Below are 20976 nucleotides of genomic sequence, written 5' to 3'. Positions count from 1 at the left end.
TTTTGTTTTAGAACTGGTATTTCATCGTCAGCATGATTTTCTGGGGTGCGCCGTAAAAGCCCTGGGAATCTTCCGTCAGATCCACATACTTCTTGTCGAACAAATTGTTCACGTTCAACTGCGCCGACAAGCTGGGCGAGAAACGGTAATGCGCCATCACGTTGGCCAGCAACACGGAGCCTTGCTCGCGTCGGGCGCTAAGGTTTGGCGCCACAGTTCTATCCACATAAACATGACTGCGCCATTGCACACCGCCACCTACCGTCAGCTTGCCTTCAGTGCCCGGCACAAGATAGGAGGTCTGCAGATTAGCCAGATTCTGCGGTTCAGAGGTTTTGAAGGGACCGCCTTCGGCATTACGCACCAGATTACGGGAAAAACCTGCGGACACCTGCCAGCCTGGCTGGATTTCACCTGAAGCCTGCAGCTCGAAGCCCTCGCTGGTCACGCCCTTGGCCCCGCGATAAGCAAAATCGCTAGAACCGGGTACAGTCCTGTCGCCGTCTTTTTCGGCCACATTGTCCTGCTCGATACGAAACAGTGCCAGCGAAGTGTTGAGCTTGCCGTCAAAGTGTTCGGACTTCAGGCCCAGCTCGTAGCTCTTGCCCTGCACCGGGTCCAGATAGCCACCACTGGCGTCACGATAGGTCTGTGGCTGGAAGATATCGGTGTAGCTGAGATAGGCCGTGAAGTTCTCGGTGAAGTCGTACAGCAGACCAGCGTAAGGCGTGAACACGTGATGGTTCATGGTGTCATCGCCGGACTCGCGCTTCCAGTTGGTTTGTCGGCCACCCACAATCAGCTTCAGGGAATCGCTCAAGGACAAGCGCAGAGCACCATAGACCGCATTCTGGCGCGTTTCCTGCTCGCCCAGCAGCTGGAAATTCCCCCATACTGGCTCGGGATAGGAGCCGTCCCATTCAAAAACATTGCCTACTGGCGTATTGCCTTGTGGAGCATGATTGCCGTAGCGGTAGTTGGACTTGCTGCCCATTACCCCCACAAATGCCTCGTGCTCCTGGCCGAAAGCATTAAATGGCCCGCTTAACTCCAGCGACGCGCTGTTCTGATCGAACTCCTGATGCGAGTTATTCAGCAAGGAAGTCATACCCAGGCCAGTGACAGGATCAGGGTGGCCCATCAAATACACCAGCTTGGAGTCGTACTCGCTTTCCAGACGGCTGACATTGGCTTTCAAGGACCAGCCATTGGAAAAGCGATGGTCGATACCCGCGTAGAAGGTATTGCTGGTCGTATCCCAGCGTGTCCAATCTGCTCCAACACTGAACGAGCGACGCCAATCCAGATCCCCGCCCTTGTTATCCAAGGTAGGCAGACCGCCCCAGGTCACCCCTGTCGGACGCTTGGCCTGATGCTCCACCCCAACCCGCACAGTGGTGTCTGCCGTCAGATCCGCTTCCGCGGTTGCCAACCAGGCACGATTGCGCGTGTGATAGCGGTCGATATACGAGTCGCGCTCCTCCATCATCCCTGCCACGCGGGCACGCACTGTACCGTCCTTGTTCAAGGGCGTGGACAGATCAATCGTGCCTCGGTGCTGGTCCCAGGACCCTATGCCAACAGAAGCGGTGCCGGTAAACACATCACTGGTCGCGCGTTTGCGCACGATATTCACCGAGGCGCCTGGATTACCCGCCCCCGTCATCAAACCAGTCGCACCACGCACAATCTCGATGCGGTCGTACAGAATGGGATCAAAGTTGGACGTCCCGAAAAAATCATTCTGCGTGGCAATGGACACCCCATCGTATTGGTAAGTGTCGACATAGAAACCACGCGAATGGATGTCGGTACGGTCAATATCCGACATGGAAGTCGCAATCCCCGTCACGGACTTGAAGCTCTCACCCAGTGTTGTCAGATTCATGTCTTCCATCTGCTGGCGTGTGATCACACTGACGGACTGCGGGGTCTCACGCGGTGACAGACGCAAACCTGTTGCTGCCGTAGTCGCCTGCACGGCATAGGAGCCCGAGCCTTCAGTAGATAGATCACGCCCCACCACACGAACCGGAGCCAGCTGAGTCGCCTCGCCTTGAACCGGGCGGGTCAGGGATACGTTCTTGCCCTTACGTCGGAACTCCAGGCCCGTACCTGCCAGCAAGCGGCTTAAGGCTTGATCCGCCGTCAAACTGCCGGACACAGAGGGAGCCGTCATCCCCTTAACCGCCTCAGGCAGATAGAAAATCTGCAAGCCGGCCTGTGCTCCCAGTTTTTCCAGCGCGGCCTCCAAGGGTTGCGCGGCAATACTGATCGCCACCGGCGTTTCCTGCGCCCAAGCGTGGGGCGCGTGCAGACCAAGGGCCAGAAAAAGAGAAAATGCGAGGGCGTTAAGACCAATTGATGTCGTACCCCGACGCGCGGCGGCGGAGGGTATAGCTTGCGTGTCCAGCATGAACAGAGTTCCAAAAAATAAGTACGCGCACGGTGCGCAGACGCCCTTGGCCAAGGCTATGGGCCAGTCTGCTTCCGGTCTGGAAAGCAGGCCCCCATAAGTAAGACGCCGTAGCGAAAAATTTTCCGGAATGATTCTCACTGCTCTTTTTGATACAAAATGTATCGTCAGTGATGCAGGACTGGCTTGGCGACGGGACTCGACAGCACAACATGGTTCGACTTCGAGTCGCTATTCACCGTCCGCACTTCACGGTTCGTTGCTTGCTGCTTGCTGCTTGCTGCTTGCTGCTTGCTGCTTGCTGCTTGCAGTCAAGCGTAAAACGAGCCGAAACCTTAACGCGCCATCAGCGAAACGCTGCCATCCGCCTGTCGCGCCACCAGGACTGGCGCAATGCCGGGCAGGATGTCCAACGCCGCTGCTGGCTCCTCAATACTCAAAGTGCCCGAAATGCGCAGCTTGGCGATCTGTGAGTCTGCCACCCGCAAAGGGTGATCCAGATAGCGGCTCAGCTCCTGTGCCACCGTCGTCAAAGGCACATCACGGAACACGATGCGCCCCTCTTGCCAGGCCGTAATCGCTTCCACACGCTCCTGCCCCAAAGGCGTCACCTTGTTGTTTACCGCGCCGGATACCTGCCCGGCCGATAACATCACCCGATCCCTGCGCCACCACGGACCCATAGAAAGCTGCACCGAACCCTCACGCACCGCCACGGTGACACCTTCAGCCTCTCGACGCACATTGAACTGCGTGCCGGTAACCAGCACCTGCGCCTGGCCCACGTCTACGGAGAAGGGGCGATTCTTGTCGGACTTCACCGCAAACAAGGCCTCGCCCCGCAGCAACTCCACGCTACGGCGTGACGCATAAAACGCGATGTTCACTTCCGTGTCCGTATTCAAATCCAGACGCGAACCGTCCGGCAATTCAAGTTGCTTACGCTCACCGCGTGCCGTCAGCACGCGCTGGGTAAACACAGGTGTCTCGGCCCACATCGAACGACTGAACCAGGCCCCGGCAGCCACCGTGGCAAACGTCGCCCCTGTACCCAACACCCAGCGTCGACGCGCGAAGTTGGGCTCCTCTTGCGCCGGACGATTCATGATCTCCCGCATCTCGTCCATGGGCAGATGGTCCGCCACCTGCCAGACCTGCTGCAATGAACGGTACTCCCGCTCATTGGCCGGATCCTGCGCCAACCACGCATCCCGCTCACGCTGCTCCTGCAGCGTCAGCTCACCGAGCTGCTCTCTGGAAAACCAGTCCAGCGCTTGCTCTTGCGGCAGATGAGAGGGGGTGGGCTTGTCGTTTTTAGGCATGGCTCGCGTCGCCAGGGACACAGGGCAAAAAACCGTGCCCTTCACTGATAAGACGTTTATGCATAAGGAAATCCGGAATCAATGAGGGGCATAGTTTTGTAACTTCTTCTGAAGATGCCGTAATGCCCGCTTCATGTATTTTTCCACCGAGCTGGGTGTCAGATCCAGCTTCTCTGCAATTTCCTTTTGCGTGTAGCCCTCTATTTTGTTCCACAAAAACACCTGCTGGCACTTCAAGGGCAGCTCCTGCAAAGCCTCCCGCAACGCCTGGCTAAGCTGCTCCATGCGCAGATCACTTTCCGGGCCAGGGTCTACCGGGTGCTCCTCCTCGCGCAAATCATGCAAGGGCACCACGTCATGGCGCGACTGGCGGCGGATTTCACTGATCAGCTGATTTTGCGCACTGCGATACAGATAGGCTTTTTGATTCAGTGCCGCAGCATGTTCACCGCGCAGCAAGCCTTCAATGGAGTCCTGCGCGGCATCCTCCGCGTCCTGCGGCAAGGAACTGCGCTTCGCCCACGAGCCGATCAGCCCGCTGTAGTGAGCGAGCCAGCCTTTCTTGGGCGAAGGTCGGCGGGACATGGCAAATACAAGAGACGAATGTCGAATGAAGCGAGAATATTAACAATAATTCTCATTTAGATATAGAAAAGTCCCTGCGGTGTGGTCTCCCGCCTCCTCCTGCAAATTTGCAAGAGGGCTTGCAACATTGGCGCTTTCCTATCGCGCCCTCCTTCTTAAGAATGGCAAGTACAAATCCAATCATAAAAAGGAGACAAACATGGCGGATATCTCTGCCCAGGTTTATGAGGCGCTGTACGCAAAGCCTCAATTCCAGGATCTGGTACGCAAGCGAAGAGGCGTTGTGCTGCGGTTGTTGTTTGTCAGCATGGCCTTCTTTTTTCTGGTTCCCATTCTTTCCAGCCTTAGCCCCGAGCTTTTTCGTCTGAAACTGAGCAACTCCACCAATTTCGGGCTGTGGTATCTGATCGCCCAGTATCTGGTGGGCGGTGCCGTGGCCTGGCGCTATGCCGTCCAGTTGCGTCACCTGGACAAGATGGTTCAGCAGTTAACACAAGAAGAATCCCAGCAGTTCTCAATGCGCTCCGCGACGGTTTAAGGGGCTCATCATGAAAAAAATAGTATTTGCGACGGCCTTGATGGCTGTCAGCGAAGCTGCGCTCGCACAGGAAAGCACCTTGGTTAATGAAGGCAACAGGGTGCTGACGTTTTCAGTATTCGCCTTCTTGTTCTTGTTCACGCTGGGCATCACGTTTCTGGCGGCACGCCGCAACGCTACTGCCAGCGACTTCTACACCGCGGGCGGCGGTATCAGCGCCCGTTTCAATGGGCTGGCCATTGCCGGGGATTACCTCTCGGCCGCCGCGTTTTTAGGCGTTTCCGGGTTGATCGCGATATATGGTCTGGACGGTATCAGCTATCTGGTGGGCTTTTTCGTGTCCTTTATCCCAGTGCTGATTCTGGTGGCCGAACCGTGCCGGAATCTGGGCCGCTACACACTGGGCGATGTGCTGTCCTATCGCAACAACTTCCGTGCCACCAAGCTGGTTGTGGCCGGGTCCAGCATTCTGGTCGCGCTGTTTTACATGGTCCCGCAGATTGTGGGCGGTGCCGTGATTATCCGGGCACTGATCGGCATTCCCTATGAAGTCTCCGTTGGCATCGTCGGCCTGATGATGCTGATTTACGTGTTATTTGGTGGCATGCGTGCCACCACCTCGGTGCAAGTGCTCAAGGCCGGTCTGCTGATCTCTTTCTGCTTCGTGCTGGTGATTCTGTCCTGGGCGCCCTACGGCTTTAACGTGGAAGCGTTTTTTGGCTCGGTCATTTCCAGCCCCGCCATCCAGAATCATGTAATCAATTTCCTGGGACAATCCTCGCTGGGTGTGGCCGAGGCCGGGCAGCGTTTCCTGGAGCCGGGCCTGTATTTGAAGAACCCGGTTGAACAGATTTCGCTGGGTATGGCACTGGTGCTGGGAACCGCCGCCATGCCGCATATCCTGATGCGGTTTTTCACCGTGCCACATGCCCAAGCCGCCCGCAAATCGGCGCTGTACGCCATGTTTGCCATCGGCCTGTGCCATCTGTTCATCGTGGTGATCGGCTTTTCTGCCGCACTGAATGTCAGCCCCAGCGCAATTCTAGGCCTGGACAAGGGCGGCAATCTGGCCGCTCCCATGCTGGCACAACTGTTGGGCGGTGGCCCGGAAAGCATGATGGGCAACTTCATGCTGGCCGTAGTGGCTGCCGTGTCCTTTGCCACGATTGTGGCGGTGGTGGCCGGTCTGACACTGGCCGCAGCTTCCTCGCTGGCCCATGACGTGTATATCGGCGCAATTCGCAACGGTGCAGGCACCGAGCGTGAACAGGTCATTGCAGCGCGTATCGCCACCTTGCTGATGGCGGTGATTTCCATCGCTGCCGGGATTGCGGCCAAGGGACAGAACGTGGCGCATCTGGTGGGCCTGGGCTATGCCGTTGCGGCATCGGCCAACCTGCCAGCACTGGTCTGCACCTTGTATTGGAAACGCTGCAATACCGCCGGTGTCGTGGCGGGTGTAGTGGGCGGAACGATCCTGTCCATCGGGCTGGTGCTGGTATCGCCCAATATGAGCTACCCACTGCTGCAAAAAGAAGCAGCGCTGGCCACCGTCACCAGCGTCAATCAAAAGCTGAGCACGGCAAGCGACCCGGCCCTGCGCGACAAGCTGCTCACTGAACGCAACGCAGCCCAGGCCACGGCAGATGCCATTCCTGCCAATGCAAACAGCGTGGTGGGTCTGTCCAAGCCCCTGATCAGCCTGCGCAACCCCGGAATTATCTCCATCCCCCTGGGCTTTTTGCTGGTGATTCTGTTCTCGCTGTTCACCCGCAGCGCCCTGTCGGAATCCAGGTGGGTAGAAATGTCGGTTCGCCGGGAGACCGGATTAGGTGTGGCCAAGGCCACGGTTCACTAAACGTAGAGAGAAACACACCATGTCACTTCCAATCACTCAAGTTGCCGCGGCACATATTGCCTCTGTTTACATGGACGCGGCCGCCTCGGTACGCAAGGCCATTGCCATTATTGACGAGGCCGCCCGCCACGGCGCCGAGCTGATCACCTTTCCCGAAGCCTTCATCCCCGGCTTTCCGGTCTGGGCTGCGCTGTGGGCACCTATTTACAACCACGACTGGTTCAAGAAAATGGCGGCCAACAGCATCCATATTGATGGCCCCGAAATCGCCCAGATTCGTGCTGCTGCCAAGCGCAATGGCATCTTTGTGTCCCTGGGCTTCAGCGAAAGCACCGAGGCCAGCGTAGGCTGCATCTGGAACTCCAATGTGATCATTGGCGATGACGGTGCCATCCTGAATCACCACCGCAAACTGGTACCCACCTTTTACGAAAAAATGGTCTGGGCACCGGGCGATGGCCACGGTCTGCGCGTGTGTCAAACCCGCATAGGCCGCATCGGCGCCCTGATCTGCGGGGAGAACACCAACCCGCTGGCGCGCTACTCACTGGCGGCTCAGGGCGAGCAGATTCACATCTCCGCCTGGCCTGCTATCTGGCCAACCCGCATGCCCAAATCCGGCCAGAACTTTGACAATGTGGCCGCCAACAAAATACGGGCAGGCGGCCATTCTTTTGAGTCCAAAGTCTTCGGCATTCTGAATGCCGGTTTCATGGATCAGGCCATGCTTGATGCGCTGACCGAAGGCGGGGACGCCCAGGCACGCGAAGTGCTGGAAAACACCCCGCGTGCCGCCACCCAGTTCCTGGACCCCACCGGCGCATCCGTAGGCGACTTTCTGCAAAATGAGGAAGGAATTGCCTATGCCACTTTTGATTTGAACGCCTGCGTTGAACCCAAGCAGTTCCACGACATTGTGGGCTACTACAACCGTTTCGATGTGTTTGATCTGTCCATTGATCGTCGACGCATTACGCCCGCCACTTTCCGCGGCCCCAACAACGCAAGCAGTAAACAGTCACGTAGCAGTGAGCCCGTGCAGGACAGTCAGGTAGCCAGTTCGGAAACGATGGAGGAGTAAAGCGATCGTCTGACCACCCCTGCTAGCAGTACCTGCCATGTACTCCCGTTGCCTCGGGGTACATGGCAGCCCCTATTCCTCTTTCCGAACAAGACCGTCAGCAGCATATTGTGCATTGCAAATTCGCAACTCCCTGAAAGCTTGATCTATACAGTGATAGCTCGCAGTAGACTTAAAAATACGCACGGGTTTTCGCACTTGTTTTTGTACCCGCCTTGCAAATATTCTTGTCCAGGGTTGTGGCCATGTCCCCTATTGTTCCCAATTGGCATGATTTAAAAATTTTTCTGGAGGTAGCGCGCTGCGGCACCTTGGGAGCAGCCGCCCGACGCTTGAAGGTGGACCCGTCCACACTGAGCCGTCACATCAGCCGCCTGGAAGAAACCATTAACGCGCCCATATTCGAGCGCACTAACCAAGGACTTCACCTGACCGCCGGAGGGCACGGCCTTCTGGAGTATGTGGAGTCTATGGAAGCCAGTGCGCTCGCCCTGACCGAGCAACTGGGAGATCGCCCCAAAGAGCCCTCCGGCACGGTACGAGTCGGCTCCATGGAAGGCATTGCCTCCTTGTATCTGGCAGCGGAGTTTCAAGGTTTTTCCGCGCTCCACCCCAAAATTGCGATTGAGCTGGTCACAACCACCCAGCAAATGCACGTCAACCGGCGCGAAGCAGATGTGTTCCTGAGCTTCTTTCCCATGGCAGGCAAATCCATTGATGTGGTGCCTCTGGGGTCCTTTCCGCTGCATCTATACGCGTCCCCCGAATACCTGTCGCGCCACGGCCACCCCTGTGACCTGGACGACCTGCCAGATCACCAGTTTGCCTCTTATGTGGACGACCTGATCCAGCTGGATACCGTGCGCTGGCTGAACGAAATCATTCCCCGGCCCAAGCTGGCTTTTCAGTCCTCCAGCATGATTGCGCAGATGTTTGCCGCCGCAGCCGGTGCAGGTATCGTCATGCTGCCCTCTTTTGCCAAGCCTGAACGACTAGGCATGATCAGGTTACTGAATGAGCTCGTCAGCGTCCGTCGCACCATCTGGATGACAGTCCATAGAGACTTGCAATACCTGCCACGCATCAAGGCGGTCACCCGTTTTCTGGAGAAAACAATTGGCCGGGACTATCCCTGCCAGACAGACCAGACTCAGCCGCACCCACTCGTCTAAACAGGCATTTGAGGCGTACTTTACTGACAAAGAGAAACGTCTCTTAACGGCATCTCGTGCTCGCAATGCTAGGCTGATCTAACCCTCTGTTTATTCAGCAAAGGAATCAGCCTTATGCGTTTTTCTTCCTTCAAAGCGCGATGCGCAATGGCCTTGGCCACCGTCAGCGCCACCCTTGCCTTGTCGGCCCCTTCACTGGCGGACGTCATTATTCCCATGAATTTGGCTACCGAAAGCGGTGCTGGCGAGCAAATCGGCCAGGTTAGCGTTCGGCAGACTGAACACGGTCTGGTCTTCACGCCAGATCTGAAAAATCTCAAACCCGGTGTACATGGTTTCCATATACATGAGAACGCCAGCTGCGCCCCCAGCGAGAAAGACGGCAAGGTAACGCCTGCCGGGGCAGCCGGCGGCCATCTGGACCCCAACAAGACCGGCAAGCACGGTTTCCCATGGGGTAATGGCCACCTGGGTGATTTGCCCGCCTTGTATGTCCAGGCCGACGGCAGTGCCACCACCCCCGTTCTGGCTCCGCGCCTGAAGTCACTGGATCAGATCAAGGGCCGAGCCCTGATGATCCACGAAGGCGGTGACAACCACTCCGATCACCCTGCACCACTGGGCGGCGGTGCCGGACGTTTTGCTTGCGGAGTGATCAAGTAAGCGCCTTCATCCCTTTAACTTTTTCAAGGAGATACCATGAACGAAACGATTGAATCTTCCTTTGAACAACTGCAAGAGATGATCAAGGACATTCGCTATGCGATGTTCGTCACCCACGCGCAGGGCGGCCAGCTTCATGCCTGGCCCATGACCACGCAACAGGCCAAGATGAGTTCGGAACAGGAGGACTTTGAGCACGACAAGCTCTGGTTCTTCATGGCCAGGTCCAGCCAGGTGGTCCACAACCTGGTGGTCAACCCGCACGTCAATATCAGCTATGCCGACCCCAAAACAGACACCTATGTATCAGTTTCGGGCCTGGCTAGCGTTGTGGAGTCCATGAATCAAAAGGAGCGCTTCTGGAACACGCTGGTCGAGGCCTGGTTTGAAGAAGGCATTACCGATCCCGATGTTGCTCTGGTCTGCGTACAGATAGACAGTGCCGAGTACTGGAGCGTGCGCGAAGGCAAGCTGGCTCAGGCAGGCAAGATGCTCAAAGCCACCCTGATGGGCGAGCAACTGACAGAACTGGGGGAGCACGGCAAAATCAGCCCTGCCTCCAAACCAGATCGCTGAATGTAGCCTGCTGCTTGCCTGAAACCCGACGCCCGGCCTCGCGCCGGGCTTTTTCTGGCACTCTGTTACGCAGGAGTGCCGCCTTGCTTAACGAGCTTTCAAAAACCGGGCGATGCGCGTGTACAAAGGCCCGGTCAGCACCAGTACACACACCATGCGGGCAACCTGGAAAGAGGTCACCATGGGCGCGCCCAACTGCAGGACTTTGGCGGTGATGGCCATCTCTGCAATACCACCGGGACTGACACCCAGCACCAGCGTGGGGTAAGGAATATCAGACAATCGATACAAGCCGTAGGCAAAGCCAAATGCCAAGGCCAGATTGATCACATTGCTGACAGCGGCAACCCCTAGATAACGGGGCGCTCGACGGAAGAAATCCGGGCCGAACTTGTCGCCCAAGGCCCAGCCAATACACAGCTGCCCCAGGTTGGAAATCTCTACCGGCAAGCCCGACAGAATAATGTCGTTGTACGTCAGGATGGCCACCACCAGCAAAGGCCCCAATACCCAGGGATTGGGCAGACGGAACACTTGAAAGGCAAGCCCTGCGGCACTGCTCAATAACACCAGAAGAGCCAGACCGGACAGGTTCAAAAAGTCGGGTCTGACCACGGCCCCAAGCTGTTCACCCGAAAAGCCCAAAGCCTCGAATGCGAAGGGAATAATCACCACCACCATCAATACGCGCAGGCCATGTGCAGAGGCGACCAGATCCGGCCGTGCGCCATAGCGTTCCGCCAGCCCGGTCATCTCGCTGGCACCGCCTACCGCGCTGGCAAACCAGGCCGTACGCAGATCCGTACCGGCAAAGCGGGTCAGCATGAAAGTACCGATACAGCACAAGACCAGCGCAAACACCATGCCCATCACAATGAACACGGCATTGCTGCCAATCAGATGCACCATGGCAGGGGTGAAGTACAGCCCCAGGGATGCCCCAATAACCCACTGCCCTGCATTACGCGCCAGCGGCATGCAAGCACCGGGGCTGCCGGCCATTTTGGTGGCCGCTGTCAAGATCAGGGCACCCAGCATCCAGGGCAAAGGCATGCTCAGCCAGCTCGCGACCAGAGCGCCGACCAGAGCCACCCCGAAACCAAGGGCAATTCGAAACCAGATAGCCATAACAGAAACAACAAGGCCAGGCCGCAGCCTGGCGCTTTCTCCCGATAAAAGCCCCACCCAGCAGGTGGGGTCCCCCTATTTATGTCTTGTCGTGTACTTGCTTGCGAGCGGCAATACGGCGCAGCAAGATCGGACCTACACTAACTAAAACAGCGGCGATCCACAAGGCAATTGACACCTTGCTCTCGAACAGAATGCCGATTTCACCATTCGTGATGGACAGCGCACGACGTAAATTCTGCTCCATCATATTGCCCAGCACCACGCCCAGCACCATGGGGGCCATAGGCACATTCATCTTGCGCAAGAAGTAGCCCAGGACACCGATGCCAACGACCAGCAGCAGATCAAACGTCGTGCCATTGATGGCATAGACCCCGATATAGCTGATCGCCAAAATACCAGGCACCAGCAGGCGCGGAGGAATAGCCAGCATGGAGGCAAAGACCCGCACCATGGGCACGTTCATCAGGAACAGCATGACGTTGGCGACCATCAAGGAGGCAATCAAGCCCCACACAATCTGTGGTTGCGACTCGAACAGCACCGGGCCGGGCGTGATGTTGTACAGCGTCAGAGCACCCATCATGACCGCCGTCGTCCCCGAGCCAGGCACACCCAATGTCAGCATGGGAATGAAAGAGCCGGTTGCGGCACTGTTATTGGCCGCTTCTGGTGCAGCCAGACCGCGCATGTCACCCTGGCCAAACATGGCATTGGGGTCTTTGCCTTCGATATATTTTTTCTCGTTGGCATAGGCTACAGCGGAGGCCACACTGGCCCCAGCTCCAGGCAAGATACCAATAAAAAAGCCCATCACGCCACCGCGCACCGTACTCCACCAGGTCATGCCCAGTTCTTTCAGATTAAAGAGCTTGCGCTTGCTTTTAGGCACTTCAATCGACACGCCGCCCAGCAAGTTCTCCAGCATCTGCAACATCTCGGCCACGGCAAACAAACCAATCACCACGACAACAAAATCGATGCCATCGGCCAGATTCGGAATATCAAAACTGTATCGGTACACCCCCGAGTTCGCGTCCACCCCAACCGTGGAAATGAACAGGCCGAGCATGGCTGCCAGAATGCCTTTCACCGGCTCATCGCCCAGCAGGCTGGTCAAGGCACAGAAGGCAAATACCATCAGCACAAAGTACTCGGCAGGACCGAACGCCACCGCCCAGCCTGCCAGCATGGGGGCCAGCAGCACAATGCCGCAAATGGCAATCGTAGAACCAATAAAGGAAGAAAAAGCCGACAAGGACAAGGCCACGCTGGCCAGGCCTTTACGTGCCAGCGGATAACCGTCCAGTGTCGTCATGACAGCGGCTGCTTCGCCGGGCACATTGATCAGGATGGATGTAATGCGTCCACCATACTCGGCGCCCACATACACGGCAGCCAGCAGAATCAAGGCCGACTCGGGCGGCAGCTTCATCGCAAATGCAATGGGTACCAGCATGGCTACGCCATTGATCGGCCCAAGCCCCGGCAGAACTCCCACAATGGTGCCAATAAACGCACCAATCGCAGCCACCAGCAGGTTCTGGGCGGAAAATGCCACGCCAAAACCGACACTTAAATATTCAAGAATAGAGCTCATAGCCACTCTCCCAGGATGCCGTATGGCAGAACCACATCCAGGCCCAGGTCAAACAACAAGAACAGGCCTACGCCCATCGCCAGCCCGCCTATCAGAGCCTGCTTCCAGGAACCACCAAACAAGCGCCCGACCAGTGTCGCCATGATCGTGGTGGCGACAATGAAGCCCAACCATTGAAAGAGCCAGGCATAGGCTGCCAAATACGCCACCATCATCAGGATGCGGCCGTTGGCGCCAGAGGGATTGGGAGCCACTTGCCCGCCGCCCTTGATGATCAAGCGCACACCGCACAGGGCAATAATCAGCGCCAGCAGCAAGGGAAAGGCTTTGGGCCCGACAGGTTCATAGGAAAAGGGGGGCTCTAGGTCGTAGCCAAAGGCGGTGATCAAGGCGGCAAGCACCAGCGCGCCCACGCCTAGCACGCGATCATTTAGCGTCATGATGGAATCTCCGGATTCACCCGCCATGAACGGCGGGGCAAAAAGGCGGTGTTCCCGATTCAAAACCTCGGGAACACCGTACAGATTTACTTCTTGATCAGGCCGAAAGAATCAGCCAGCTCACGATACTGAAGCACTTGTTGTTTTACGTAGGTGTCCAGTTCGGGGCCGCTCATGTTGAACGGAAACAGACCTTGCTGTGTTTGCAAGCGGGCAAATTCAGGAGTTTTCATCAGGCGATCAAAAGCCTGAACCCACCATTGATACTGCTCGTCAGAGACTTTGGGGCCGACATAAAAACCGCGAATAATCGGCCATTCGATATCAAAGCCTTGCTCTTTGGCCGTAGGAATATCAGCCAGGGCACCATCCAGTCGCTTGTCATTGAACACGGCCAATACGCGGATGGGCGCACCCCCTTCCAGCATGGTGTGAGCTTCGGCAGCATCACCCATATACGCCTGGATGTGACCACCACGCAAAGCCGTCATGGCTTCGCCACCGCCTTCAAACGCCACGAAACGCATTTTGCGGAAATCCACATCGGCTGCCCGCGCCGTCAGGGCCGCTTTCATCCAGTCCTGACCGCCAACGGATCCGCCCGCTCCCAACACAATCTTGCTGGGGTCAGCCTTGAATGCTTCCATCAGCGACTTCAGGTCCTGGTAGGGAGAGTCGTTACGTACGATAGCCACACCGTAATCACTGCCTATGGATGCCAGCCAGCGCACATCTTCTACCGAGTATTTGCCGAACTTGCCCTGGGCCAGATTCAGCAAGGAGCCACCGGAGAAGGCCGCAATGGCATTGCCATCACCAGGGCGCTGCGCAACGATGTGGTTGTAGGCCACCGCACCCACGCCACCGGGCATGTAAATGGTACGCATGGCATTTTCCAGCAGCTTGGTTTCCAGAAAACCATTGACGGCCACACGGCAGGTCAAATCAAAGCCGCCGCCTGGCTGCGCCGGGGCAATACATTCAGGTTTGGAAGGTTGCTGGGCCTGTACGCCGCTCAAGCTGCTCAGGCCCAGAATGCTGCTGGCCAGCAGCACCCGCAGTGTCGTGTGAATAGCCATTGGATCGCCTCCTGGAGGATCGTCGTAGTTGTAATGGTTGCGACCTTACCGGAGCGAAGCTTTCGCCTACCTTTCAATTCCGCCGAAAACCGCCAATCTCAAGGGTATACCCTAGATTAAAAGTTCAATGTTCAAGCGCCTCGAACTCCAAACGCACAATCAGGCCACGCTGCTGCGGTCCTGGCTGCAAGCTCATGCGAGCACCATGAATTTGCGCGATAGCCTGCACAATCGCCAAGCCCAGACCCGAGCCTTGCAAAGCCTTGCCTGCTTCTCCCCGTCGGAAGCGATGGCCCGCCTTGGCCAGATCGTCCGCGCTCATGCCGGGGCCGTCGTCCTCCACTTGCAGGCAGCACACTCCCCCCTCTTCCCTGACTGAAACGGTGATGCGAGCCGCCCGTGGACAGTACTTGATGGCATTGCTGACAATATTGCTCACGGCCTGCTGCAATAGCCAGGCTTCTCCCGCCACCCACACCGGTGTGGAAGGTACATCCAGCCCCAGATCCTGACGACGCGACCTGGCCAGGCTCCACAACTCGTCAACCACCTGACCGGCCTGCTGACACAGATCTACCGTTCCCAAGGCAGCGCGGCTTCGCAACTGATCAGCCGCATCGCGCACACGTGACAAGGCAACCATTTGATGCGTCATCTGGGCGGTATTATTCAAGCGCGACTGAATCGCCTCCAGCACCTCTTTCATTTCATCTGTCCTGGCCAGCGTCAAGGCAAAGTCCACCTGGGTCAGCAAGACGGCCAAGGGGGTTTTCAGCTGGTGTGACGCATCATCCAGAAACTGCTGCTGCTCGCGTGATTTGCGCGCATACCGCTCCATTTGCAAATTAATGGTCTGCACCAAGGGGCGCACTTCTCGGGGCAAGCTGGCATCACTGATAGGCTCCAGATTATCGGGCGAACGATGCCGCACCTCTGCGCTCAGCTTGCGCAAGGGTCGCAAAGCCAGCAAGGTCCCGACCAGAATCAGCACGGTAAACAGGCTGAGAACTGCCACGTCCTGAATCAGGTTTTGAATAATCACTTTGCGGATGAACTCGTCGCGTTCGCCCAGGTTTTCGCCCGCCTGAATCAGAACCCGGCTGTCCTGGTAGGTTTGCAGCCGCCCATCCGACTCCAACGCCACCGCTGCGATACGTAAAGGCTCTCCCAAATACTGCGCGTCATAGAAAACCGGCTGATTATTTACCAGCCTGGCCGATGGCAAAGGCATGCCCGTAAAGCCGATTTCCGACAAACCATCTTCGGTGGCCACCCGGAAATACACCTGGCTGCTAATGGTGTATTCCATGAACTCCATCATGTAGTAGGACTGCTCCATGGCCAGCCCGCCGCTGATGGTCAGCACATTGGCCGACATGGATTTCAACGCCCCCGCCAAGGCGCGATCAAATGCTGCATTCACCTGATCTTTCAGCGTCATGCTGGAAATGAACAGGGACACGCCCGAGGTCAGCAAGGCCGCCGGAATCAGCATGACCAACAGGGTGCGGCGCAGACTGCTCATGGCCATAGGGCCTCCTGCAAGAGCATAAGGTTACGGTTCATCGTCGCTGACCGGCTCCAGGCAGTAGCCTACGCCGCGCAAGGTCACGATGTGGACATCCGAGGCCTGCAACTTCTTGCGCAAACGATGCACCAGCACCTCGATGGCCTCAATATTGATTTCGTCTTCATCCTTCTCGTTAAGGCGATCCAGAATGAACTGCTTGTTCACGGGTTCGCCACTACGCTGCACCAGAATACGCAATACCTCGGCCTCACGCGGCGACACGGACAACAGCGCACCGTCCAGCGTAAAACGCTGCGTGGACAGGTCATAAACCAGGCTGGCACATGCCATGCGAGGCTTGTCCTTGCCACGGCTACGACGAATCAGGGCATTGACGCGGGCCACCAGTTCTTCAATACGAAACGGCTTGGGCAGGAAATCATCTGCCCCGCACTCCAGCGCCTCCACCCGCTCCTGCAAGGAGTCACGCGCCGTCAAAATCAACACTGGCGTGCGGTTATCCTCCGAGCGCAAACGGGCCAGCAAGGCACGACCATCCATACCCGGCAAGCCCAGGTCCAGAACCAGAGCATCAAACTCCTCGATCAGCAGACGGTGGTAGGCCACCACTCCATCGTTGGACCATTCAACCGTAAACCCTTTCTTCTGCAAGCTGCGGGTCAGCCAAAGGGCCAAATCAGGCTCGTCTTCAATCAATAAAATTCGCATGGCGGATAGTAGAAAAGAAAGCAGAACAGGGGGCAATAGTACGCCGCCAGATCGTATTGGCAGCGCTTTACGCGCTAACCGGCTCGGTCAGCTCCAGCACAAAACGACGTAACCAGCGATTTTCCTCATCATGCTCCTTGTTGATATCCCAGATCATGGACACCACAAAGGAAGGCACACGCAAGGGCACCGGGGATACAGCCAGGCGGCTATTGCACTCGGCAAAAGAGCGGGCAGCGTAGTCGGGCATGGTCAGCACCAAAGGGCTGCCAATAATCGCATTGATTGCCCCGGAAAAATGCGTGAATGAAGCCTTGACCTTGCGTTGCAGGCGTTCAGCATCGAAGAGCTCATCCACAAAACCGCGCAGACCATCAAAGGACACCCGGCCATGACGCGCATGCAGATACTCCTGCTTGCTCATGGGCGTAGAGAACTGGGTCGCTTCCTTGTCGTAGACACAAATATACGACGCGGAAAACAGCACTTGGGACTTGTGCATGGTGCTCAGGAATTTGGGGCTGGAACAGATCGCCAGATCCGCCCCATGCTCAACCATGCTTTGCGGCCATAAATAGCTATTGGTTTGATAGAAGGAGAAGCTGATCGTCCAGCCCTGCTCGTCCGCCATGCGAATCATGCGTTTGGCCAGCATATTTTCCAGATCGTCGGACAAAGCGATGCGAAAAACCCGGCTGGAGCGGCTGGGATCGAACTCCTGATCGGACGTGACCAGCGCGGAGATGCTTTTCAAGGCTTCGGAGATCTGCGGGGCGATCTCCAAGGCCCGATGCGTAGGTGTCATCCCGTGCGAACCGCGCGTAAAAAGCTCGTCATTGAACACCACCCGCAACTTGCGCAAGGACGCACTGACCGCGCCCTGGGTCAGAAACAAGGCGTTGGCGGCCTTGGTCACGCTGCGCTCGTTCATCAAGCACTGGAACACCAGCAGCAAGTTCAAGTCCATCCGCCTGATATTAGCGATATTAATGGAAGCCATTTTTCTAATTAGTTTGAATAATTATTTGGCTTGATTAGACTAAAAATCAGCCACAACCACAATAAGGGCAGGTATTCACCTGCCCTGCTCGAGGAGATATCTATGGGCACTGCTACCGTCGCCCCTTCGCATGCCAATTCGGCACCCCCAGGCCAGCCTGGCCTGAGTAGAAAACAAGTTGTTGCCGTCGGTATCGGCAACTTTATGGAATGGTTTGACTTCGCTATCTATGGCTACTTTGCAGCCATTATCGGCAGCATCTACTTCCCCTCCGACGCCACTGGCGTTTCCCTGCTGTCGTCCCTGGCCGTATTTGCCGTGGGCTTTGTGTCGCGCCCCTTTGGCGCCCTGATCCTGGGCCCCATTGGCGACCGCTTTGGCCGCAAGACCGTGCTGATGATTACGGTCTTTGGCATGGGCGTATTCACGACCCTGATCGGCCTGCTACCCGGCTACAACACCATCGGCATTACGGCGCCCATCCTGCTGGTTGTGCTGCGTTTCCTGCAAGGCATGATGGTCGGCGGCGAGTGGTCCGCTGCCGGTATTTTCCTGGTGGAAAGCGCCCCCGCCAACCGTCGTGCAACGGCAGCCAGCGTGGTGACCTTTACCGCCGGCATCGCCTTCTTGCTGGGTACCGCGACCGCCGCAGCCATCAACGCAACCTTGACCGAAGCCCAGGTCTACAGCTGGGGCTGGCGTGTGCCTTTCGTCCTGTCCATCGTGATGACCTTCATCGCGGTCTTTATCCGCCGCAAGCTGAACGACACTCCCGTCTACCACGAGCTGCAAGAAAAGAAGGCCAACAACACCCTGGAACGTGTTTCCTCCAAGGACAAGCTCAATGCCTTTATTCTGTCCTTTGCCTTCTCTGCGCTGTTCCTGGTGTCGCTGTACTACTTCATCACCTACGCCAATAACCACCTGGTTTCCATTCTGGGCATGAGCAAGACTTCTGCCCTGTGGTTGTGCAGCGCCTCGCTGGTGGTGTATTGCATTTTGCACCCACTGGTTGGCCGCTTCTCGGACCACTATGGTCGCCGCAAACTGGCCTTGTTTGCCGCTGCGGGCCTGACGATCATGGCCTATCCGATCTTCATCATGATGAACTCCGGCAAACCTGCGCTGATCCTGCTGGGCCTGATCATCATGGCTTTCCTGGTCGCCATCTCTGCCGTCATGAACGTGGTGCTGCTGGTGGAAGTGTTCCCCGCCTCGATCCGCTCGACTGGCGCCGCACTGGGCCACAACGTATCGTCGGCACTGCTGGCTGGCCCCGGCCCCTTCATTGCGGCTGCGCTGATCCAGTACACAGGCAACCCCAACGTACCGGCCTGGTACCTGGCTGCGGTATCCCTGCTGTGCTTCCTGATCCTGTATACCCGCCTGCCTGAAACCAAAAACGTGGACTTGTCCGCAGGCTGACCTTTAAAGGAGACCTAGTTATGAGCAAAGTTGCTGTTATCCAAGCGGCGTCCATCCCGTTTGACTCTGCCAGCAGTGTAGAAAAAGCCGCCGCCATCTTGCAGCGCGTGGCCGCCAACGGAGCCACCCTGGCGGTCTTTCCTGAAGCCTTTCTGGGTGGCTATCCCAAAGGCATCAGCTTTGGCAGCGTGATCGGCAACCGCCGTCCCGAAGGCCGTGCCCTGTACCAGATGTATGTGGAAGGTGCCGTCACTCTGGGAGGTCTAGAACTGGAAGCACTGGCCGATGCCGTTACTCAAACCGGGGTCTACACCGTGATGGGTGTGATCGAAAAAATGGGCCGCACCTTGTATTGCACCGCGCTGACACTGGCTCCGGGCAAAGGTGTGGTGGGCATCCACCGCAAACTGATGCCTACTGGTCAGGAACGTCTGGTCTGGGGCTTTGGCGATGGTTCCACCATGGGCACCGTCGATACTCCCATGGGCCGTATCGGCAACGTGATCTGCTGGGAAAACTACATGCCCACCCTGCGTCAGACCATGTACGCCCAAGGCACCGAGCTGTACTGCGCCCCCACGGCAGACGACCGCCCCACCTGGGCCTCGTCCATGATTCACATCGCTGTTGAAGGCCGAGTGTTTGTACTGTCCGCCTGCCAGGCCATCCGCCTGAACAACTATCCCGAGTCCTTCCAGAAAGAGTTTGCCCTGCCCGGCGAATTTGCTCCGGACAGCTACGTGATGCACGGCGGCAGCATGATCGTCAGCCCTACCGGCGAAGTGCTGGCCGGCCCGGTGTTCGACGAAGAAACCGAGCTGTATGCCGAGCTGGACATGGACCTGCTCAAACAGGCCAATCTGGACTTTGACGTCTACGGCCACTACTCGCGTCCTGACATCTTCTCCCTGCATGTAGACACCCGCGCCAAACAGGTTGTGAAGCTGCAAACCGAAGACTCAGGCGAATAAAACCGCTCCATCCTGCACCTTAAAAAAAACCGGCCCCATCGCGCTTTTGACGTGAGGGGGCCGGACCTGCTTCAGAGCCAGGGACAGCTTGCTCCCTGTACCTGCTCTTTCCTGTGACAGCTTTCTTTTTTAACCCTTTGGCTCTAGCTCAAAGCCAAGGGGTCCAGCACGGGCTGATACGTAGACACCTGCAACTGCGTCTCGTCCAGACCCATTCCCTGCGCCAGAAGAGCCAGCATCGTCTGGCTCAACGGAACAAGCCCTTTCTCGATCACGTTATATTCCGCCACGCTGATCCCCAGCCGGCCAGCCAGGCGTTCGCGCTTGATCTCCAGATACTCGCGCCAGGCTCGAATCAAGGTCCAGCGATGCGTGCGCATATCCTTGAGCACCGCATACGGAATACCCTTGTCCGAGCGCACAAAACGCGGTGCGGCCACCAGCTTGCGCACACACTCATCTTTCAGGGAGTCGCGTGTCAACAGATGGGCATACAGCACAGCCTGCTCGGGCAATGTGCGAGGATCAATATCTTCTGTGGTCAACAAGTATGTATTCATCATGGCCGACAAACCTAAGGATGTAAGAGGACGGTATACCCAGAACTTACCGACCCGTTCCAGCCCGGTCTGTCAGATAATTCTGAAAGTGCACCCAACCCACCCTATCGGCTGATCCTGATCAAGATACACATCCAGACAAACCATAAAAAATGCCCCTGAACACGTCAGAGGCACTCTTTCAGAACACAGTACTACGCACAACTACAACTACAACCAGCAACACCAAGTTTAGACACAAGAAACCCTGAACCCGCCCAAGCACAGCATCTAAAGTCGCGGCCTATCCAAGGCATTGCGCAACAAAGCCCAAATCCAAA

The 20976-nt window shown here is 57.0% G+C and carries 19 protein-coding genes; 8 read left to right on the top strand and 11 right to left on the bottom strand.

Annotated elements, in window-relative coordinates; translation table 11 throughout:
• Window positions 1-7: 7 nt before the first annotated feature.
• The 3 genes from Q9R35_RS11270 to Q9R35_RS11260 all read right to left on the bottom strand — a co-directional run bounded on the left by Q9R35_RS11270 (window position 8) and on the right by Q9R35_RS11260 (window position 4323).
• Window positions 8-2281, bottom strand: a complete 2274-nt coding sequence (locus tag Q9R35_RS11270; RefSeq protein WP_197314000.1) for a TonB-dependent receptor — start codon at window positions 2279-2281, stop codon at window positions 8-10.
• Window positions 2282-2751: 470 nt separating this feature from the next.
• The gene (locus tag Q9R35_RS11265; RefSeq protein ID WP_311219863.1) at window positions 2752-3738 is read right to left on the bottom strand and encodes a FecR domain-containing protein; all 987 of its coding nucleotides are present in this window, start codon (window positions 3736-3738) and stop codon (window positions 2752-2754) included.
• Between the two features lie 78 nt (window positions 3739-3816).
• Complete coding sequence (locus tag Q9R35_RS11260) at window positions 3817-4323, bottom strand: RNA polymerase sigma factor (protein ID WP_042485975.1); 507 nt, start codon at window positions 4321-4323, stop codon at window positions 3817-3819.
• A 199-nt stretch (window positions 4324-4522) separates the two neighbouring features.
• Here Q9R35_RS11260 and Q9R35_RS11255 point away from each other — a divergent pair, with 199 nt between their 5' ends.
• The 6 genes from Q9R35_RS11255 to Q9R35_RS11230 all read left to right on the top strand — a co-directional run bounded on the left by Q9R35_RS11255 (window position 4523) and on the right by Q9R35_RS11230 (window position 10211).
• Window positions 4523-4861: a DUF485 domain-containing protein gene (locus tag Q9R35_RS11255; protein WP_060185399.1), complete on the top strand. Its 339-nt coding sequence runs from the start codon at window positions 4523-4525 to the stop codon at window positions 4859-4861.
• Window positions 4862-4871: 10 nt separating this feature from the next.
• Window positions 4872-6719: a cation acetate symporter gene (locus tag Q9R35_RS11250; protein WP_270117499.1), complete on the top strand. Its 1848-nt coding sequence runs from the start codon at window positions 4872-4874 to the stop codon at window positions 6717-6719.
• A 19-nt stretch (window positions 6720-6738) separates the two neighbouring features.
• Window positions 6739-7800: a carbon-nitrogen hydrolase family protein gene (locus tag Q9R35_RS11245; RefSeq protein WP_311219862.1), complete on the top strand. Its 1062-nt coding sequence runs from the start codon at window positions 6739-6741 to the stop codon at window positions 7798-7800.
• Between the two features lie 245 nt (window positions 7801-8045).
• Window positions 8046-8972 carry a LysR family transcriptional regulator gene (locus Q9R35_RS11240; RefSeq protein WP_063691735.1) on the top strand — a complete coding sequence of 309 codons (927 nt, stop codon included), beginning with the start codon at window positions 8046-8048 and terminating at the stop codon, window positions 8970-8972.
• A 114-nt stretch (window positions 8973-9086) separates the two neighbouring features.
• Entirely contained in the window at window positions 9087-9635 is a 549-nt protein-coding gene (gene sodC, locus Q9R35_RS11235) for a superoxide dismutase family protein (protein WP_042485972.1), read from the top strand.
• 36 nt (window positions 9636-9671) lie between these two features.
• The gene (locus Q9R35_RS11230; RefSeq protein ID WP_042485969.1) at window positions 9672-10211 is read left to right on the top strand and encodes a pyridoxamine 5'-phosphate oxidase family protein; all 540 of its coding nucleotides are present in this window, start codon (window positions 9672-9674) and stop codon (window positions 10209-10211) included.
• Window positions 10212-10298: 87 nt separating this feature from the next.
• Here Q9R35_RS11230 and Q9R35_RS11225 read toward each other — a convergent pair whose 3' ends face one another.
• The 7 genes from Q9R35_RS11225 to Q9R35_RS11195 all read right to left on the bottom strand — a co-directional run bounded on the left by Q9R35_RS11225 (window position 10299) and on the right by Q9R35_RS11195 (window position 17667).
• Window positions 10299-11339, bottom strand: coding sequence for an AbrB family transcriptional regulator (locus tag Q9R35_RS11225; protein WP_311219861.1), 1041 nt, complete (start codon window positions 11337-11339; stop codon window positions 10299-10301).
• Between the two features lie 79 nt (window positions 11340-11418).
• A complete protein-coding gene (locus tag Q9R35_RS11220; RefSeq protein WP_042485963.1) occupies window positions 11419-12942 on the bottom strand; it encodes a tripartite tricarboxylate transporter permease in 1524 nt (507 codons plus the stop codon).
• Complete coding sequence (locus tag Q9R35_RS11215; protein ID WP_042485960.1) at window positions 12939-13382, bottom strand: tripartite tricarboxylate transporter TctB family protein; 444 nt, start codon at window positions 13380-13382, stop codon at window positions 12939-12941. The genes Q9R35_RS11220 and Q9R35_RS11215 overlap by 4 nt, the downstream gene beginning before the upstream one ends.
• 86 nt (window positions 13383-13468) lie before the next feature.
• Complete coding sequence (locus Q9R35_RS11210) at window positions 13469-14461, bottom strand: tripartite tricarboxylate transporter substrate binding protein (protein ID WP_042485957.1); 993 nt, start codon at window positions 14459-14461, stop codon at window positions 13469-13471.
• 124 nt (window positions 14462-14585) lie between these two features.
• Complete coding sequence (locus Q9R35_RS11205) at window positions 14586-15986, bottom strand: sensor histidine kinase (RefSeq protein WP_226791391.1); 1401 nt, start codon at window positions 15984-15986, stop codon at window positions 14586-14588.
• 30 nt (window positions 15987-16016) lie between these two features.
• Window positions 16017-16700, bottom strand: a complete 684-nt coding sequence (locus tag Q9R35_RS11200) for a response regulator (protein ID WP_042485950.1) — start codon at window positions 16698-16700, stop codon at window positions 16017-16019.
• A gap of 67 nt (window positions 16701-16767) precedes the next feature.
• Entirely contained in the window at window positions 16768-17667 is a 900-nt protein-coding gene (locus Q9R35_RS11195; protein ID WP_223253989.1) for a LysR family transcriptional regulator, read from the bottom strand.
• A gap of 135 nt (window positions 17668-17802) precedes the next feature.
• On the opposite strand from Q9R35_RS11195, the gene Q9R35_RS11190 reads away from it, so the two are divergent.
• On the top strand, window positions 17803-19125 hold the full coding sequence (locus Q9R35_RS11190; RefSeq protein ID WP_042485943.1) for an MFS transporter: 1323 nt from the start codon (window positions 17803-17805) through the stop codon (window positions 19123-19125).
• Window positions 19126-19145: 20 nt separating this feature from the next.
• Window positions 19146-20096: a carbon-nitrogen hydrolase family protein gene (locus tag Q9R35_RS11185; protein ID WP_311219860.1), complete on the top strand. Its 951-nt coding sequence runs from the start codon at window positions 19146-19148 to the stop codon at window positions 20094-20096.
• Between the two features lie 143 nt (window positions 20097-20239).
• Here the strand turns inward: Q9R35_RS11185 and Q9R35_RS11180 are convergent, their stop codons facing one another.
• The gene (locus Q9R35_RS11180) at window positions 20240-20659 is read right to left on the bottom strand and encodes a helix-turn-helix transcriptional regulator (RefSeq protein ID WP_081251488.1); all 420 of its coding nucleotides are present in this window, start codon (window positions 20657-20659) and stop codon (window positions 20240-20242) included.
• Between the last annotated feature and the right edge of the window lie 317 nt (window positions 20660-20976).

This window comes from Alcaligenes sp. AB3 (assembly GCF_031844565.1).
Classification (GTDB): domain Bacteria; phylum Pseudomonadota; class Gammaproteobacteria; order Burkholderiales; family Burkholderiaceae_B; genus Alcaligenes; species Alcaligenes faecalis.
Note: the sequence above shows the minus strand (reverse complement) of the source record. Positions and strands in the feature narration are given on the sequence as shown.

Coding starts and splice junctions, on each gene's coding strand:
- Q9R35_RS11265 (WP_311219863.1), bottom strand. CDS start 3,738: ATGCCTAAAAACGACAAGCCCACCCCCTCTCATCTGCCGCAAGAGCAA.
- Q9R35_RS11260 (WP_042485975.1), bottom strand. CDS start 4,323: ATGTCCCGCCGACCTTCGCCCAAGAAAGGCTGGCTCGCTCACTACAGC.
- Q9R35_RS11255 (WP_060185399.1), top strand. CDS start 4,523: ATGGCGGATATCTCTGCCCAGGTTTATGAGGCGCTGTACGCAAAGCCT.
- Q9R35_RS11250 (WP_270117499.1), top strand. CDS start 4,872: ATGAAAAAAATAGTATTTGCGACGGCCTTGATGGCTGTCAGCGAAGCT.
- Q9R35_RS11245 (WP_311219862.1), top strand. CDS start 6,739: ATGTCACTTCCAATCACTCAAGTTGCCGCGGCACATATTGCCTCTGTT.
- Q9R35_RS11240 (WP_063691735.1), top strand. CDS start 8,046: ATGTCCCCTATTGTTCCCAATTGGCATGATTTAAAAATTTTTCTGGAG.
- sodC (WP_042485972.1), top strand. CDS start 9,087: ATGCGTTTTTCTTCCTTCAAAGCGCGATGCGCAATGGCCTTGGCCACC.
- Q9R35_RS11230 (WP_042485969.1), top strand. CDS start 9,672: ATGAACGAAACGATTGAATCTTCCTTTGAACAACTGCAAGAGATGATC.
- Q9R35_RS11225 (WP_311219861.1), bottom strand. CDS start 11,339: ATGGCTATCTGGTTTCGAATTGCCCTTGGTTTCGGGGTGGCTCTGGTC.
- Q9R35_RS11220 (WP_042485963.1), bottom strand. CDS start 12,942: ATGAGCTCTATTCTTGAATATTTAAGTGTCGGTTTTGGCGTGGCATTT.
- Q9R35_RS11215 (WP_042485960.1), bottom strand. CDS start 13,382: ATGACGCTAAATGATCGCGTGCTAGGCGTGGGCGCGCTGGTGCTTGCC.
- Q9R35_RS11210 (WP_042485957.1), bottom strand. CDS start 14,461: ATGGCTATTCACACGACACTGCGGGTGCTGCTGGCCAGCAGCATTCTG.
- Q9R35_RS11205 (WP_226791391.1), bottom strand. CDS start 15,986: ATGAGCAGTCTGCGCCGCACCCTGTTGGTCATGCTGATTCCGGCGGCC.
- Q9R35_RS11200 (WP_042485950.1), bottom strand. CDS start 16,700: ATGCGAATTTTATTGATTGAAGACGAGCCTGATTTGGCCCTTTGGCTG.
- Q9R35_RS11195 (WP_223253989.1), bottom strand. CDS start 17,667: ATGGACTTGAACTTGCTGCTGGTGTTCCAGTGCTTGATGAACGAGCGC.
- Q9R35_RS11190 (WP_042485943.1), top strand. CDS start 17,803: ATGGGCACTGCTACCGTCGCCCCTTCGCATGCCAATTCGGCACCCCCA.
- Q9R35_RS11185 (WP_311219860.1), top strand. CDS start 19,146: ATGAGCAAAGTTGCTGTTATCCAAGCGGCGTCCATCCCGTTTGACTCT.
- Q9R35_RS11180 (WP_081251488.1), bottom strand. CDS start 20,659: ATGATGAATACATACTTGTTGACCACAGAAGATATTGATCCTCGCACA.